At 62.7% G+C, this 13,848-nt stretch carries 12 protein-coding genes; 8 read left to right on the top strand and 4 right to left on the bottom strand.

Translation table 11 applies throughout. The features are described 5' to 3' along the window. Positions 1 to 143 precede the first annotated feature (143 nt). Entirely contained in the window at positions 144 to 1,634 is a 1,491-nt protein-coding gene (locus tag ACIGJE_RS22185) for a caspase family protein (protein ID WP_483678720.1), read from the top strand. A gap of 31 nt (positions 1,635 to 1,665) precedes the next feature. Here the strand turns inward: ACIGJE_RS22185 and ACIGJE_RS22180 are convergent, their stop codons facing one another. From ACIGJE_RS22180 to ACIGJE_RS22170, 3 genes are all read right to left on the bottom strand, one after another. Then, entirely contained in the window at positions 1,666 to 3,072 is a 1,407-nt protein-coding gene (locus ACIGJE_RS22180; protein ID WP_415087345.1) for an MATE family efflux transporter, read from the bottom strand. Positions 3,073 to 3,184: 112 nt separating this feature from the next. Then, on the bottom strand, positions 3,185 to 4,438 hold the full coding sequence (locus ACIGJE_RS22175) for an MFS transporter (RefSeq protein ID WP_311941452.1): 1,254 nt from the start codon (positions 4,436 to 4,438) through the stop codon (positions 3,185 to 3,187). Between the two features lie 362 nt (positions 4,439 to 4,800). Continuing rightward, positions 4,801 to 4,971 (bottom strand): hypothetical protein, encoded by a 171-nt coding sequence (locus ACIGJE_RS22170; RefSeq protein WP_311941455.1) that lies wholly within the window; start codon positions 4,969 to 4,971, stop codon positions 4,801 to 4,803. A gap of 416 nt (positions 4,972 to 5,387) precedes the next feature. Here ACIGJE_RS22170 and ACIGJE_RS22165 point away from each other — a divergent pair, with 416 nt between their 5' ends. Both ACIGJE_RS22165 and ACIGJE_RS22160 read left to right on the top strand, forming a co-directional pair. Continuing rightward, on the top strand, positions 5,388 to 6,407 hold the full coding sequence (locus tag ACIGJE_RS22165; RefSeq protein WP_311941459.1) for a ribonuclease T2 family protein: 1,020 nt from the start codon (positions 5,388 to 5,390) through the stop codon (positions 6,405 to 6,407). Positions 6,408 to 6,416: 9 nt separating this feature from the next. Further along, the gene (locus tag ACIGJE_RS22160; protein WP_311941463.1) at positions 6,417 to 7,073 is read left to right on the top strand and encodes a DUF2161 domain-containing phosphodiesterase; all 657 of its coding nucleotides are present in this window, start codon (positions 6,417 to 6,419) and stop codon (positions 7,071 to 7,073) included. A gap of 20 nt (positions 7,074 to 7,093) precedes the next feature. Here ACIGJE_RS22160 and ACIGJE_RS22155 read toward each other — a convergent pair whose 3' ends face one another. Then, on the bottom strand, positions 7,094 to 8,251 hold the full coding sequence (locus ACIGJE_RS22155; RefSeq protein ID WP_415087344.1) for a diphosphate--fructose-6-phosphate 1-phosphotransferase: 1,158 nt from the start codon (positions 8,249 to 8,251) through the stop codon (positions 7,094 to 7,096). Positions 8,252 to 8,902: 651 nt separating this feature from the next. On the opposite strand from ACIGJE_RS22155, the gene ugpB reads away from it, so the two are divergent. The 5 genes from ugpB to ACIGJE_RS22130 all read left to right on the top strand — a co-directional run bounded on the left by ugpB (position 8,903) and on the right by ACIGJE_RS22130 (position 13,739). Then, the gene (gene ugpB, locus ACIGJE_RS22150; protein WP_311941468.1) at positions 8,903 to 10,213 is read left to right on the top strand and encodes a sn-glycerol-3-phosphate ABC transporter substrate-binding protein UgpB; all 1,311 of its coding nucleotides are present in this window, start codon (positions 8,903 to 8,905) and stop codon (positions 10,211 to 10,213) included. Between the two features lie 206 nt (positions 10,214 to 10,419). After that, a complete protein-coding gene (gene ugpA, locus ACIGJE_RS22145) occupies positions 10,420 to 11,301 on the top strand; it encodes a sn-glycerol-3-phosphate ABC transporter permease UgpA (protein ID WP_068291323.1) in 882 nt (293 codons plus the stop codon). Between the two features lie 36 nt (positions 11,302 to 11,337). Beyond that, positions 11,338 to 12,186 carry a sn-glycerol-3-phosphate ABC transporter permease UgpE gene (gene ugpE / locus ACIGJE_RS22140; protein WP_311941476.1) on the top strand — a complete coding sequence of 283 codons (849 nt, stop codon included), beginning with the start codon at positions 11,338 to 11,340 and terminating at the stop codon, positions 12,184 to 12,186. 7 nt (positions 12,187 to 12,193) lie between these two features. Beyond that, entirely contained in the window at positions 12,194 to 13,249 is a 1,056-nt protein-coding gene (gene ugpC / locus ACIGJE_RS22135) for a sn-glycerol-3-phosphate ABC transporter ATP-binding protein UgpC (protein WP_367623366.1), read from the top strand. Between the two features lie 79 nt (positions 13,250 to 13,328). Then, positions 13,329 to 13,739, top strand: a complete 411-nt coding sequence (locus ACIGJE_RS22130) for a hypothetical protein (RefSeq protein WP_311941483.1) — start codon at positions 13,329 to 13,331, stop codon at positions 13,737 to 13,739. The last annotated feature ends 109 nt before the right edge of the window (positions 13,740 to 13,848 follow it).

The following is a 13,848-nucleotide window of genomic DNA, read 5'->3' as shown; positions in this document are numbered from 1 at the left end:
TCGAAAGAGGGGAGCTGTTGAGCGCTCCCATGTAGAAAAGCCTGTCTGCTTCCATCTTTGAGGCGTTCGCATGGCGCTGTCACGTTTGATTTGCGCGCGCTGGCGGAGATAATGTCGCGCCCTTGCCCTCCTGAGACCTCATCATGGCCTGCCTGATCCGTCTGTTCTTCCTTGCCGCTGTCGTTCTGGCAGGCGCGTTGCCGGCCGGCGCAGCCCAGAAGGCGGCTCTGGTGATCGGCAACAGCGCCTATCGCTCGGTGACGCCTTTGGTGAACCCGGCCAATGACGCCAACGACATGGCGGCGGCGCTGGGGCGGATCGGCTATGCGGTGACCCTGGTCAAGGACGGCGACCTGGCGGCGATGAATGACGGGCTGAGGGCGTTCCTGCGCGATGCCGACCATGCCGACAGCGTGGTGGTGTTCTATTCGGGCCATGGCGTGCAGGTGAAGGGGCGCAACTACCTGGTGCCTGTCTCGGCCAAGATCTCGGACGAGCTCGATCTGGACACCCAGACCCTGTCGTTGGACAAGCTGCTGGAACTGGTCGACAGCGCGGCGCCGAAGGTGAAGATCGTGATCCTGGATTCGTGCCGGGACAATCCCCTGACGCGCCAGCTGACGCGGGGGGCGGGGACGCGCGGGCTGGCCCGCATCGATCTCGACGCCTCCTCGGCCAAGGGCACGCTGATCGCCTTCTCTACGGCGCCGGGTTCAGTGGCGCAGGATGGCAGCGGGCGCAACTCGCCCTTCACCACGGCGCTGCTCGCCCATATGGAGACGCCTGGCCTCGACATCCGCCAGATGTTCGGCCAGGTCAGGGCCGATGTCGACCAGTCGACCCAGGGCGGCCAGACCCCCTGGGTGAACGAGGCCATCATCGGTTCCTTCGCCATGGCCGGAAAGGCGGAGAATGTGCAGCCGGTCAAAGCAGTCGGCGCCACCAGCACGACGCCGGTCAATCCGCCGGCACAGACCGGGGCCGATCTCGCACCCGTCGCGACGACGGAGGGCGACAACCAGGCGAACTCCCCGCTGCAGCAGAGTGCAGCCCTCGACTTTGCAGCACCAGACAGGACCGTGCCAGCGTCCGTGTCGCCGAGCTTTCCCTGCAATGGCCGCCTGAACCCCACCGAAAACGCCATCTGCCAGGATGGCGACCTCGCCACCCTCGATCAGACGCTGTCATCCGCCTATGGCGTGATCAACGCCGCCCTGCCGAAGGACTTGCAGGCCAAGCTGAAGGCGAACCAGACGGCCTGGCGTGCCCAACGCGACGAGTGCGGCGCGGATGCCGCCTGCATCGGTGTGAGCTACCGGCAGCGTCTCGCCTTCCTGAAGAGCCTGGTCGACAAGGCGGCCGGCACGCCCTCCACGTCGCCCAGCTTCCCCTGCGGCGGACGCCTCAATCCGAGCGAGCGCGCCATCTGCCAGAGCGATACGCTGGCGCGGCTCGACCTTGCTCTCGACAGCGTGTTCAAGGCCCGGTTCAGGAATCTGGCGAAAGCCGACCAGGTCGCCCTGTCGGCCAGCCAGACGGCCTGGCGCACCAATCGCGACCGCTGTGGGACAACCGCCAGCTGCATCGAAGCCGCCTATCGGCAGAGACTGAGCTACTTCCAGTCCCTGCAATAGGCCGCTTTGGCCGCACCGGAATGGCGGCGGATCACGTCGCCGGCTTGAGGCGATCCCGCCGCAGCCAGCGCAGCGTCATCAGCACGGCGACGGCGGTCAGCCCGCTTACCAAGCCGGCCCAGATCCCGGCGCCGCCCCAGCCGAAATGGAAGCCGAGCAGGATGCCGAGCGGCAGCCCCGCCACCCAATAGCCGATGGCGGCGAACAGCATCGGGATCACCGTGTCGTGCAGGCCGCGCAACATGCCGGCAGCCACGACCTGGGCCCCGTCGGTGATCTGGAACAGGCCGGCAAAGATCAGGAACAGGCTGGCCCTGGCCACCACATCGGCGTTGACCGGGTCGGCAAGATCAATGAACCGGCCGATCAGCAGATGAGGCGCGATCAGCATGAAGGCCGCTGCCGCGCACATGAAGCCGACACCGAGGACATAGGCCGTCCAGCCGGAGCGGCTGATGGCATGCCGGTCGCCGGCGCCATAGGCGAGGCCGACCCTCACGGTCGCCGCCTGACCGAGGCCGAGCGGCACCATGAAGCTGATCGAGGCGATCTGGATGGCGATGCCATGTGCTGCGAGGTCCGTCTCGCCGATGCGTCCCATCAGGAAGGCTGCGGCGTTGAAGACGGTGACCTCGAAGGCGAGCGTCACGGCGATGGGCACACCCAGCCGGAAGATCTGCCAGAGCCGTTCCCAATCGGGGCGCCACAGGTTCTGGAACAGTTGATAGTGTCGGAACGGTCGGCTGAAGGCCAGGAAAGCGGCAAGCAGCAGGAAGAAGATCCAGGTCGCGATCGTGGTCGCGATGCCCGGGCCCGACACGCCGAGGGCGGGCAGGCCGAGATGGCCGAAGGTGAGGCCCCAGGCCAGCACGGCGTTGATGATAATGCCGGCAAGCGCGCTCCACATGGCCGCGCGGGGCTGTCCCATAGCGGCCGCTGCCGAACGCAGGGCGATGTAGCCGACAAAGGCCGGCAGCGACCAGGCAAGACCGCCGAGATATTGCGAGGCATGCCTGGCGATCTCGGGATTCTGCCCGAGTTGCAGCATGATCCATTCGCCGTTCATCAGGCAGGCGAGGCCCGGGATCGAGACGATCAGCGATGTCCACAATCCCTGCTGCACGGTCCGGCGGATATCGCGGCCGCTGCCGTCACCGGCACCCAAGGCGCTGGCCACCATCGGTGCCACCGCCGTCACCACGCCCAATCCGATGATAGCAAAGAAAAAGAACAGGTTGTTGGCCAGGGTCACGGCGGCGATCGCCTGCGACCCCAATTCACCGACGAGGATGAGATTGGTGGTGGTCAGCGCCAGCTCGACCAGATTGGTCAGAATGAGAGGCCAGGCCAGGATGAGGGTTTCGAGTGCTTCCCGGCTCCAGCTCTGGTGACCACCGAGGCTCGCTTGCGAGCCTGCAGGCGGAAATACCGTAGCCATTTGGTCGTTTCCATTGCTTATTTGAAATTGGAGCGGGGGCCGCGCCCTGATTGGTGCGCAGCCCCCGTTCGGCCTCAGAAATGTCGGGATGGAAAGGCGAGTGGCCGCCTTTCTATTTGAACACTTCCTTCACCGCTTCGACGGGCTGCGGCTTTGGGCGTTCGATATTGGGCAGGAAAATCGTCAGCAGCCCGATCATCGGCAGGAAGGAGCAGACCTTGTAGACGAATTCGATACTGGTCTTGTCGGCGAGAACGCCGAGCGCCGCGGCACCGACGCCGCCCATGCCGAAGGCGAGACCGAAGAACAATCCGGCTATCATGCCGGTCTTGCCAGGCACCAGCTCCTGCGCGAACACCACGATGGCGGAAAAGGCGGAGGACAGGATGAAGCCGATGATCACCGCCAGCACCGGTGTCCAGGTCAGGTTGGCATAGGGCAGGGCCAGGCTGAAAGGCAACACGCCCAGGATCGAGACCCAGATCACATATTTGCGCCCGATACGGTCACCGATTGGCCCGCCGAGCAGCGTGCCGGCCGCTGCAGCGAACAGGAAGATGAAGAGCTGCATCTGCACGGCTTCGGGCGGCAGGCCGAAACGATCTTCGAGATAGAGCGTGTAGTAGCTCGACAGCGATGCCATGTAGAAGAATTTGGAGAAGACCAGTGCCAGCAGCACCGCCAGCGAGGCGATGACGCGGCTGCGCGACAACGAGGCCACGGCCGACACGGTTCTGGTCTTGATACCGGCCGTGTGGCGCCGATAGGCGGCATACCAATTGCCGACATTCCACAGGATGAACATGGCGAGCAGGGCGATCACCGAGAAGATGGCGATCGAATGCTGGCCATAGGGCAGCACGATGAAGGCGGCCAGCAGTGGCCCGATCGAGGTGCCGAGATTGCCGCCGACTTGAAAGACCGACTGTGCCAGGCCGGTCTTGCCGCCGGAAGCCATGCGCGCGACGCGTGACGATTCGGGATGGAAGACCGAGGAGCCGGTGCCGACCAGCATGGCGGCGATCAGAACTGTGGCGTAATTTTGGGCATAGGCGAGCAGCACCAGGCCGATAAGGCTGAGGCCCATGCCGACGGTGAGCGAATAGGGCAGGGGGCGGCGGTCGGTATAGAGGCCGACGAAAGGCTGCAGCAGCGATGCCGTCAGCTGGAAGGCCAGCGTGATCAGGCCGATCTGGGTGTAGCTGAGGGCGTAATTGTCACGCAGCATCGGATAGATCGAGGGGATCAACGACTGGATGGTGTCGTTGAGGCAATGCGAGACGCTGATCGCCATCAGGATCGAATAGGCCGTGCGCTCGGGGCTGAATGCACCTGAGGAGGGCAGGGTGGCTGCTTTGGCGTCCATACGTCACTGCTAGACCCGCGGCGGCACGCGGGGTGCGAACGCGGACTATCCCTTTGTTGCGGCACGAAAAATCGGCATCTTGGCGCACGCCAAGGCCGATCGGGCCTGGTTCCGCTGGGCTATGCGGGTGATGGGAAGAGATGCGGGAGCCGCCCGCTAAACCGTTTTAGCCGAATGTCGCCAATCGGGGAATATCGAGACGCGTCGTCATCAATAAATCTTCGTGATGATATTCATCACGCTGACGCGATGAAAAGCAGGTCGGGACGGCAAGGGTCGGAAAACAAAATCGCGATCCGGGCTGGCCAGGATCGCGATCGGACTATCGGGCGGGCATGGCAGGCCCGAAGCTGGAGAGGAGCTCAGATCGGCTCGTTCTCGGCGCTGGCGACGCGGTCGATATGGCCGCGATACATGCCCAGATCCAGCATGTCGCGATAGCTCAGTTCGCGGCGCACGGTCGCGAGGCGACGGCGGTTGCGATAGGCTACGAGGCGGGCGGAGAGGGCGTTGATGAGAGCGACGGTCGTCACGGGAGTGGTTCCAGAAAAAGCGCTACGTTTACTGCGCTGCATATATAGGCAAATCGCGGCAAAATTTGTGCAGAATCGCACGCGCAAAGTCGTATGCCCGGCATGCTATTTTTGCATGGTTTAGAGGAAGTTACCGGCGGATGTGCCGGGGCGGGATGCCCAAAGCTCGGATGGCTTGCCGGTACGGAGGTCGGCCAGCTTATGCTGCAATGCAACATGGCCAGGTAGGTTTCTGTTCAGCCCTGTGCTTTATTCCTTCCTCGATGAGAAGGATCGGGATCGACATGGCCCGGCGCAAAAGCGTTTGTGGGTTGAATGAAACGCCTCGAACCGCAAACACGCGTCGAACCAACGAGTTCGGGCAAGGCCGCGTTTTCGCCAAAACGTGCCTTGCTCAGGTGGACCGGGAGAATTGCATGCGCAAGAGCTGGCTGGCGGCCTTGGCCGTTTCGACTTTGGTTCCTTTCATGTCGGCCAGGGCCGAAGAGTCGATGAAGGGAATCTTCACGGCGCGGGAGGCCTGCCCGGCTCTCCAGTCGATCCGCAAGCAGACCAATCCCGGCGATGTCAAATTGACGCCCGGGCAGGATTATCGGCTGCTTGCCGGCAACAAGCCCGATCCGACCTTCTATCGCGTCCAGGTCGAAGATGCCCAGCCGGCGCAGCGCTGGGTGCCCGTCTCCTGCGGTGAGGTCAAGGCGGGCGATAATGGCACCCCCGCCACGCCGGGTGCGGGCAAGCCTGGCCCGGCCAGATCTGATGCGGCAATTTCGGCGGGTGGGGCTTCCTATGTCTTCGCCATCAGCTGGCAGGCCGCCTTTTGCGAGGGGCTGCCCGACAAGACAGAGTGCCGTACGCAAACCGCCGATCGCTATGACGCCAGCCATTTCACGCTGCACGGGCTCTGGCCGCAGCCGCGCGGCAATGCCTATTGCGGCGTGGCGCGGCGCGATATCGAGGCTGACAAGGCCCATCGCTGGGAGGACCTGCCCGAGCCCCAGCTCGAGCCGGCGACCCGTACGGCCCTGGAGAAAGCCATGCCGGGCACCGCCTCCTTCCTCGATCGACACGAATGGATCGAGCATGGCACCTGCTTCTTCGAGAAATCGGCCGATGCCTATTTCCGCCGCTCGGTGGCTCTGATCGGCGAGATCAACGCCTCGCCCGTCCAGAAGTTGTTCGCCGACAATGTCGGCAAGGAAATCGACACCAGCCAGATTCGCAGCGCCTTCGACCAGGGTTTCGGTGCGGGGGCCGGCGAGCGGGTGCGCTTTGCCTGCAAGCGTGACGGCAGCCGCAGCATCATCGTGGAAATGACAATCGGCTTGCGCGGCGAGGTCAAGGACGGTGCCAAGCTGGCCGACCTGATCGCCGGCGCCTCGCCGACGGATCAGGGCTGCAAGGCCGGTATCGTCGATCCGGTCGGACTGCAGTGAGGGCCGGCCTTGGAGACGGAACTCTATCTACCGGTCAAGGCCTTCCTGGAGTCGCTTGATTTTGCGGTGAAAGGCGAGATCGGCGGCTGTGATGTCCTGGCCCTGCGCGAAGGCGAGCCGCCGGTGGCGGTGATCTGCGAGCTCAAGCAGAGCTTCAACCTGGAACTGGTGCTGCAAGGCGTCGACAGGGCCGGAGCCTGCGACGAGATCTGGCTTGCGGCCCGTCTCTCCCTACGCGGCAAGGGGCGCGAGAGCGATGCGCGTTTCCGCAATCTCTGCCGCCGTCTCGGCTTTGGATTGCTGGGGGTGTCCGATAGCGGGGAGGTGCAGATCATCGTCACGCCTGAGGCGCCGTTCCCGCGCCGCGATCCCAAGCGCCGTTCCCGCCTGTTGAGAGAGCACCGCAAGCGCCAGGGCGATCCTGTCGTCGGCGGCTCGACCCGTGCGCCGCAGATGACGGCCTATCGCCAGCAGGCGCTGGCCTGTGCCGCCGCACTGGTGGTGGCACCGCAACGCCGGCGGGACCTCGCCAAGACCGTGCCCGACGCCCCGAAGATCCTGCAGGGCAATGTCTACGGCTGGTTCGAGCGGGTCGAGAAAGGCATCTACGGCCTGACATCCGCAGGCCGTGAAGCCCTGGAGCGTTGGCCGCAGACTTGCCCATGACGAAATGAGGGGCGGGCCCCTTACACGAAGGGCGTGAAAATGTCGGGGCGTGGCGGCAGCAGGCGGCGGAAATAGGCCCGGCCTTCTTCCGAGACGGCGTTGGCGCCTGTGAAGAAGCTGTCGGGCATGTGACGGGTGCGCCCGGCGACCTGGTCGAGGGCGACAATGCGCGGCGAGGTATGCTTGCCGTCATGGTGCAGCACCACCGAGCCCGAGCCGGTAAAGGCGCTCTGGGCCGCGAAGGCACCGGCCTCGAAGGCTTCCTTGGCATCGGTCTCGTCGATGATGCCGATATAGCCCCGCGGCAGATAGCCCAGCGTGTCGACACGGGCGCGCGCTTTGGGGAAGCGCTGCTTCAAGGCCTTCTGGATCTCGATGCCGAGATCGCCGCCGGTGAGCTGCACATTGCCATGGGCGTCACGCTCGACCGTGCCGGCGGCGAGTGCCTCGGCGAGGGGACGGCCAGCCTCGTCCTGGACGCCTTCCGACATCGAGACGATGCAGCGGCCGATACGGGTGTAGACCATGTTGACGTCATCGAGGAACTGCTCGACCGAGAAGGGCTTTTCGGGCGTGTAGATCAGATGGGGGGCGTCCTCCGGGCCCTGCTGCCAGCCGGCAGCCGCGGCGCTGAGGAAGCCTGCATGCCGGCCCATGACGATGGCGACATAAATGCCCGGCATCGCCCGGAAATCGAGATCCATGCTGACGAAGGCATTGGCGACGAAAGCGGCCGCCGAGATGAAGCCCGGTACGTGGTCGTTCTCCATCAGGTCGTTGTCGATCGTCTTGGGGGCGTGCACGAAGCTGCAGGAACCGGTCGACTGCTGGCGCAGGAGATCGAGCGTGCCGGCCGTGTCATTGCCGCCGATATAGATGAAGCCGCGGGCATCGAGCTTTTCCAGCGCCTGCAGGATGGTCTGGCAATAGGCCGGATCGGGCTTGTCCCGCGTCGAGCCGAGGCCCGAATTCGGGGTGCGGGCCAGGCGCTCGAGATCGCTTTCCGAAAGCGCGGTGAGGTCGACGAGATCGCCGCGCGTCAGCCCCCGGACGCCGTGGCGGGCGCCGAGGATGCGCAGTGACGGGTCGTGCCGGCGGGCGGCAACGATGGCGCCGCAGAGTGTCTGATTGATCACGGCGGTCGGGCCGCCTCCTTGAGCGATGACAATCGACGACATGGAGCCTCCCTGGCAATCTGGTTTCCAGTTGCTTAGCCTCGAAAGCGCCGGTCGGCAACGAGCGACTTGGGTGAGGGAGCGTGAAGTACAGCCGCCATTGCAAACGAAGGCGGCGATGCTTCATTCGGGGGCAAGGCGATCAGGACGTCGGCCTTCCCATCGGCATGCCGACATGCCTTACGCGATGGCGGCGGCATGCCGGCTTTTGTGTTTCGACTCTCTTTCGGCTTGCCATGGGGCGCTCCGACCGGCCGCGCAGATGCCTGGATGTCGCCGATATGCCAATGGGTTGGCGGCGTTGCGCACGGCATCGAAACCGCGAATGGATTTTGCGGTGGGAAGCGCTCCATCCGCTGTCAGTTCGATGGGATTCAGGCCTTGACAATACAGCCCCGCAATGGAATGAATTTTCTATAATTAAAAAAAATGATCTATTAATCTCGCCCTCGGGATTGAAAGAAATCAATGGTGGTTTCGCTACGTCGGAATTGGGGCAATGCACCGAAGCGAACGCAGGGAGAAGCCGAGGGTAAACCCTGCAACCATATTACCTGTCATATTTGCTTCATTTCTTCGTCATTGAGGCGCAACCAGTGAAGTCTTAAACGACGCCGTCCTTTTAAGAAGCGGCGCATCCTGAGGGAGTATGTGATGAAGTTGAGCGTTCTGGCTTCGGCCGTGGTTCTTCTGGCCAGTGTATCCACCGGGGCCGTCGCGGCCACCGACATCCAGTGGTGGCATGCGATGACGGGGGCCAACAACGACCGCATCGTCAAGCTGGCCAATGATTTCAATGCCAGCCAGAGCGACTATCGGATCGTTCCCGCCTACAAGGGTTCCTATCCCGATACGATGAATGCCGGCATTGCCGCGTTCCGGGCCGGCAATGCGCCCGATATCCTGCAGGTCTTCGAAGTCGGTACCGCCACCATGATGGCGGCCAAGGGCGCGATCAAGCCCGTCTACCAGCTGATGAAGGATGCGGGCGAGCCCTTCGACCAAAAGTCCTACCTGCCTGCCGTCACCGGTTATTATTCCAATGCCAAGGGCGAGATGCTGTCCTTTCCCTTCAACTCCTCGACCATGGTGATGTGGGTCAACGAGGATGCGCTGAAGAAGGCCAATCTGACGGCGGCACCCAAGACCTGGCCGGAGGCTTTCGAGGCGGCCAAGAAGCTGAAGGCAGCCGGTTACGCCACCTGCGGCATTTCCACGGCCTGGACCACCTGGGCCAATATCGAGGAGCTGTCGGCCTGGCACAACGTGCCGCTGTCGACCAAGGCCAACGGCTTGGATGGCTTCGATACCGAATTGAAGTTCAACAATCCGGTGGTGGTGAAGCATCTGGAAAACCTGGTCGAGGCCCAGAAGGACAAGACCTTCGACTATTCCGGCCGCACCAATCAGGGCGAGGGGCGCTTCACCTCGGGCGAATGCCCGCTGTTCCTGACCTCCTCGGCCTTCCTGGGCAACGTCAAGGCCAACGCCAAGTTCAAATATTCGGTGGCGCCGATGCCCTATTATCCCGATGTGCAGGGCGCGCCGCAGAACTCGATCATCGGCGGCGCTTCGCTGTGGGTGATGGGCGGCAAGTCGGACGAATCCTATAAGGGCATCGCCAAGTTCCTGACCTATCTGTCGAAGCCCGACGTGCAGGCCTGGTGGGCCCAGGAGACCGGCTATCTGCCGATCACCCCGGCTGCCTACGAGCTCTCCAAGAAACAGGGCTTCTATGCCAAGGATCCCAACAGCGAAGTCGCCGTGCTGGAGCTGACCAACAAGGCACCGACGGAAAATTCCCGCGGGCTGCGTCTGGGCAACCTCGCCCAGATCCGCGATGTCTGGGCCGAGGAGATCGAGCAGGCCCTGGCCGGCAAGAAAACCGCGCAGGCCGCGATGGACGATGCCGTCCGCCGGGGCGATGCGATCCTGAAGACCTTCGCCCGCACCGCGGGGCGATAACAGGCCCGTAAGCCTTAGCGAAAAGACGCTGACCTTCGTCATGCCCGGGCTTGGCCCGGGCACCCTGTCCAGCACCGTCACTGTCTGGGCTGGGTGCTGGATTGCCGGGTCAAGCCCGGCAATGACAAAGGTCGAGAGCGTTAAAGCATCGCGCCGAAAGGGGTTGCCGGTTTTCGGCAATAGCGATGCGGCCATTAGGATCGACCATGGAAAAACGCTCCGTCTTCTCCGGCAAGACCCTGCCTTGGCTGCTGCTGGCGCCGCAATTGGCGATCACGCTGATCTTCTTCTATTGGCCGGTGCTGCAGGCGATCCGGCAATCCTTCTTCATCGAGGATAGTTTCGGCACCACCTCCGAATTCGTCGGGTTCGAGAATTACCAGCTCCTGTTCCAGCAACCGGAATATTACAAGGCCGTCGGCGTCACCCTGGTATTCGCCGGCCTGGTCTCGGTGCTGTCGCTCGGGCTGGCCTTGATCCTGGCCGTGCAGGCGGACAAGAAGATCAAGGGCGCCTCCTTCTATCGCACCATGCTGGTATGGCCCTATGCGGTGGCGCCGGCGGTGGCTGGCGTGCTCTGGCTCTTCATGTTCCAGCCCTCGCTCGGCCTGGTGGCGCGTGGCCTCAAGCAGCTGGGCCTGCCCTGGGATCCCCTGCTCAACGGCAATCACGCCATGATCCTGGTGGTGCTGGCGGCAACCTGGAAGCAGATCTCCTACAACTTCCTGTTCTTCCTGGCGGGGCTGCAATCGATTCCCAAATCGCTGATCGAGGCGGCGGCCATCGACGGCGCCCGGCCGGCGCGGCGCTTCTGGACCATCATCCTGCCGATGCTGTCGCCCACGACCTTCTTCCTACTCGTCATCAACATCGTCTACGTCTTCTTCGACACGTTCGGCATCATCGATGCGGTGACGCATGGCGGTCCGGCCGGGGAGACCATCACCATGGTGTTCAAGGTCTATAATGACGGCCAGAGCGGCGGCGATCTTGGCGGCTCGGCGGCGCAGTCGGTGATCCTGCTGATCATGGTGATCGCCATGACCACCCTGCAGTTCCGTTTCATCGAGAAGAAAGTGACTTATTGATGATCTGTTTCTCGTTGCTATCGAGAGGAACGGCTCATGGTTGAGAACCGCCGTTTCGGTAACCTTCTGCCCCACGCCATTCTGATCCTGGGCGTACTGGTCCTGGCCTTCCCGGTGTGGCTGGCCTTCGTGGCCTCTACCCATGATGCCACCACCATCATCAACGGTCAGATCGGCGTGCTGCCCGGCCCCGACCTGATCAAGAACTACACCCAGACCCTGTTTCACGGCACGGAGGGGGCTACGCGCGAACCGGTGCTCACCATGCTGACCACCAGCCTGATCATGGCGGTGGCGATCGCGGTGGGTAAGATCGTGATCTCGCTGATCTCGGCCTTCGCCATCGTCTATTTCCGTTTCCGCTTCCGCATGTTCGCCTTCTGGCTGATCTTCATCACCCTGATGCTGCCGGTGGAAGTGCGCATCTATCCCACCTACAAGATCGTTTCCGACCTGCATCTGCTCGATACCTATGCCGGCCTGACCCTGCCCTTGATCGCTTCGGCGACGGCGACCTTGCTGTTCCGCCAGTTCTTCATGACCATTCCGGACGAATTGCTGGAGGCCTCCAAGATCGATGGGGCCGGTCCCTTGAAATTCTTCAAGGACACCGTGCTGCCGCTCTCCATCACCTCGATCGCGGCGATGTTCGTGATCCAGTTCATCTATGGCTGGAACCAGTATTTGTGGCCCTTGCTGATCACCACCCAGGATTCGATGCAGACCATCGTCATCGGCATCCGCAAGATGATCACCACCCAGGACGCCCTGACCGAATGGCAGATCGCCATGGCGACCGCGATCCTCGCCATGCTGCCGCCGGTGGTGGTCGTCGTCGTCATGCAGAAGCTCTTCGTCAAGGGCCTGGTCGAGACCGAGAAGTGAGTAACCGATGGCTCAAGTCGTTCTGAACAACGTCAAGAAGATCTACGACAACGGCTACGAGGCGGTGAAGGGCGTGAGCTTCACCGTGCCGGATGGCGGCTTTTGCGTGCTGGTCGGGCCCTCCGGCTGCGGCAAGTCGACCTTGCTGCGCATGGTGGCCGGGCTGGAGCGCATCTCCTCGGGCGATGTCCACATCGGCGAGCGCCGCGTCAACGAGATCGAGCCGATGGACCGGGATATCGCCATGGTGTTCCAGAATTACGCGCTCTATCCGCATATGTCGGTTTACGACAACATGGCCTATGGCCTGCGCAACCGCAAAACCGCCGAGGGCGAGATCGGCCAGCGGGTGAAGGAAGCGGCCCGCATCCTCGAGCTCAGCGACGACATGCTCAAGCGCAAGCCGCGCCAGCTCTCCGGCGGCCAGCGCCAGCGCGTGGCGATGGGCCGGGCCATCGTGCGTCAGCCGGCCGCCTTCCTGTTCGACGAGCCGCTCTCCAATCTCGACGCCAAGCTGCGCGTGCAGATGCGCGGCGAGATCAAGCAATTGCAGCAGCGCCTGGGCACCACTTCGATCTATGTCACCCACGACCAGCTCGAGGCGATGACCCTGGCCGACGTGCTGGTGGTGCTGAATGGCGGTGAAATCGAGCAGATCGGTGCTCCACTCGAGATCTACCGCAAGCCCGCCTCCACCTTCGTGGCGGCGTTCATCGGCTCGCCCGCCATGAACATCCTGAAAGCGCGGGGGGAGGGCAATACGCTCATTCTCGGGCAGACGCGCCTGACCCTGCCGGGAAAAGTTCCGGGCGAGGTCCTGGTCGGCCTGCGCGCCGAGGACCTGCAGCCGGTCTCAGCCCCGACACCGGGCAGCCTGGCCGTGAAGCTACGCTATGTCGAGGAGCTCGGCGCGCATCGCCTTGTCCATGGCGATATCGACGGGCAGCCAATCGTCGTCGCGCTTGGCATGGAACATGCCGTCGCCGACGACATGCAGTTTGCTGTCGACACGAACATGATTCATCTTTTTGATAATGAAACTCGATTGAGAATCTCGGATTGAATCGCGTATTGATTGAAAGGTAGTCGATGCAGTGTTGGCATCGATTGTCGTGTAATCTTTCGATCATAAAGTTTTTCAGATGAAGAAAGTAAATAAGCTGATATTGGCGATCGCTGCAGGCGTCGCTATAGCACCTTCTTTCGCCTATGCAGGACCTAAGCAAGTAACCGTGCCTCGAGGCAAGCCCTATCCCGTATTGGCCATTGGCATATACGGTGCTGGTACATGCGAAGTTTATCCCGTCAGAGATATCCGTATCGCATCGGGGCCGGCTCATGGTGCCGCGCAACTCATAACCGTGGCGACCAAGCTAGGCCAGAACACAGGCGTGTGTGCGGGCACCGCCACGAAGGCACCGGTCATCGTCTACAGATCCGCGGCCAACTATACTGGCGTCGACCATATCACTGTGACCTGGATGGCCCCCTCACATACTGACAATGTGCGATTTGTACCCAACGAAATGGAGATCGAGATCACGGTCAAATGATGATGCCCTGATCCGACACGACCATGAGGTTGACAGATCATGGGCCCTCTTGGTTGTCTGACCGTCGAGCCGACGATGCGAATGAGGAATGGAGGCGCTGACCCTCCTC

This window comes from Labrys sp. E2SS-1L, assembly GCF_057073705.1.
The sequence above is the reverse complement of the archived record's forward strand: the minus strand, read 5'-3'. Positions and strand labels throughout refer to the sequence as shown.

What these genes read in the sequence shown, in the direction of transcription:
- ugpA (WP_068291323.1), top strand. Translation starts at nt 10,420, where the DNA reads ATGGAAAAACGCTCCGTCTTCTCCGGCAAGACCCTGCCTTGGCTGCTG.
- ACIGJE_RS22180 (WP_415087345.1), bottom strand. Translation starts at nt 3,072, where the DNA reads ATGGCTACGGTATTTCCGCCTGCAGGCTCGCAAGCGAGCCTCGGTGGT.
- ACIGJE_RS22185 (WP_483678720.1), top strand. Translation starts at nt 144, where the DNA reads ATGGCCTGCCTGATCCGTCTGTTCTTCCTTGCCGCTGTCGTTCTGGCA.
- ACIGJE_RS22175 (WP_311941452.1), bottom strand. Translation starts at nt 4,438, where the DNA reads ATGGACGCCAAAGCAGCCACCCTGCCCTCCTCAGGTGCATTCAGCCCC.
- ugpC (WP_367623366.1), top strand. Translation starts at nt 12,194, where the DNA reads ATGGCTCAAGTCGTTCTGAACAACGTCAAGAAGATCTACGACAACGGC.
- ACIGJE_RS22130 (WP_311941483.1), top strand. Translation starts at nt 13,329, where the DNA reads ATGAAGAAAGTAAATAAGCTGATATTGGCGATCGCTGCAGGCGTCGCT.
- ugpB (WP_311941468.1), top strand. Translation starts at nt 8,903, where the DNA reads ATGAAGTTGAGCGTTCTGGCTTCGGCCGTGGTTCTTCTGGCCAGTGTA.
- ugpE (WP_311941476.1), top strand. Translation starts at nt 11,338, where the DNA reads ATGGTTGAGAACCGCCGTTTCGGTAACCTTCTGCCCCACGCCATTCTG.
- ACIGJE_RS22155 (WP_415087344.1), bottom strand. Translation starts at nt 8,251, where the DNA reads ATGTCGTCGATTGTCATCGCTCAAGGAGGCGGCCCGACCGCCGTGATC.
- ACIGJE_RS22165 (WP_311941459.1), top strand. Translation starts at nt 5,388, where the DNA reads ATGCGCAAGAGCTGGCTGGCGGCCTTGGCCGTTTCGACTTTGGTTCCT.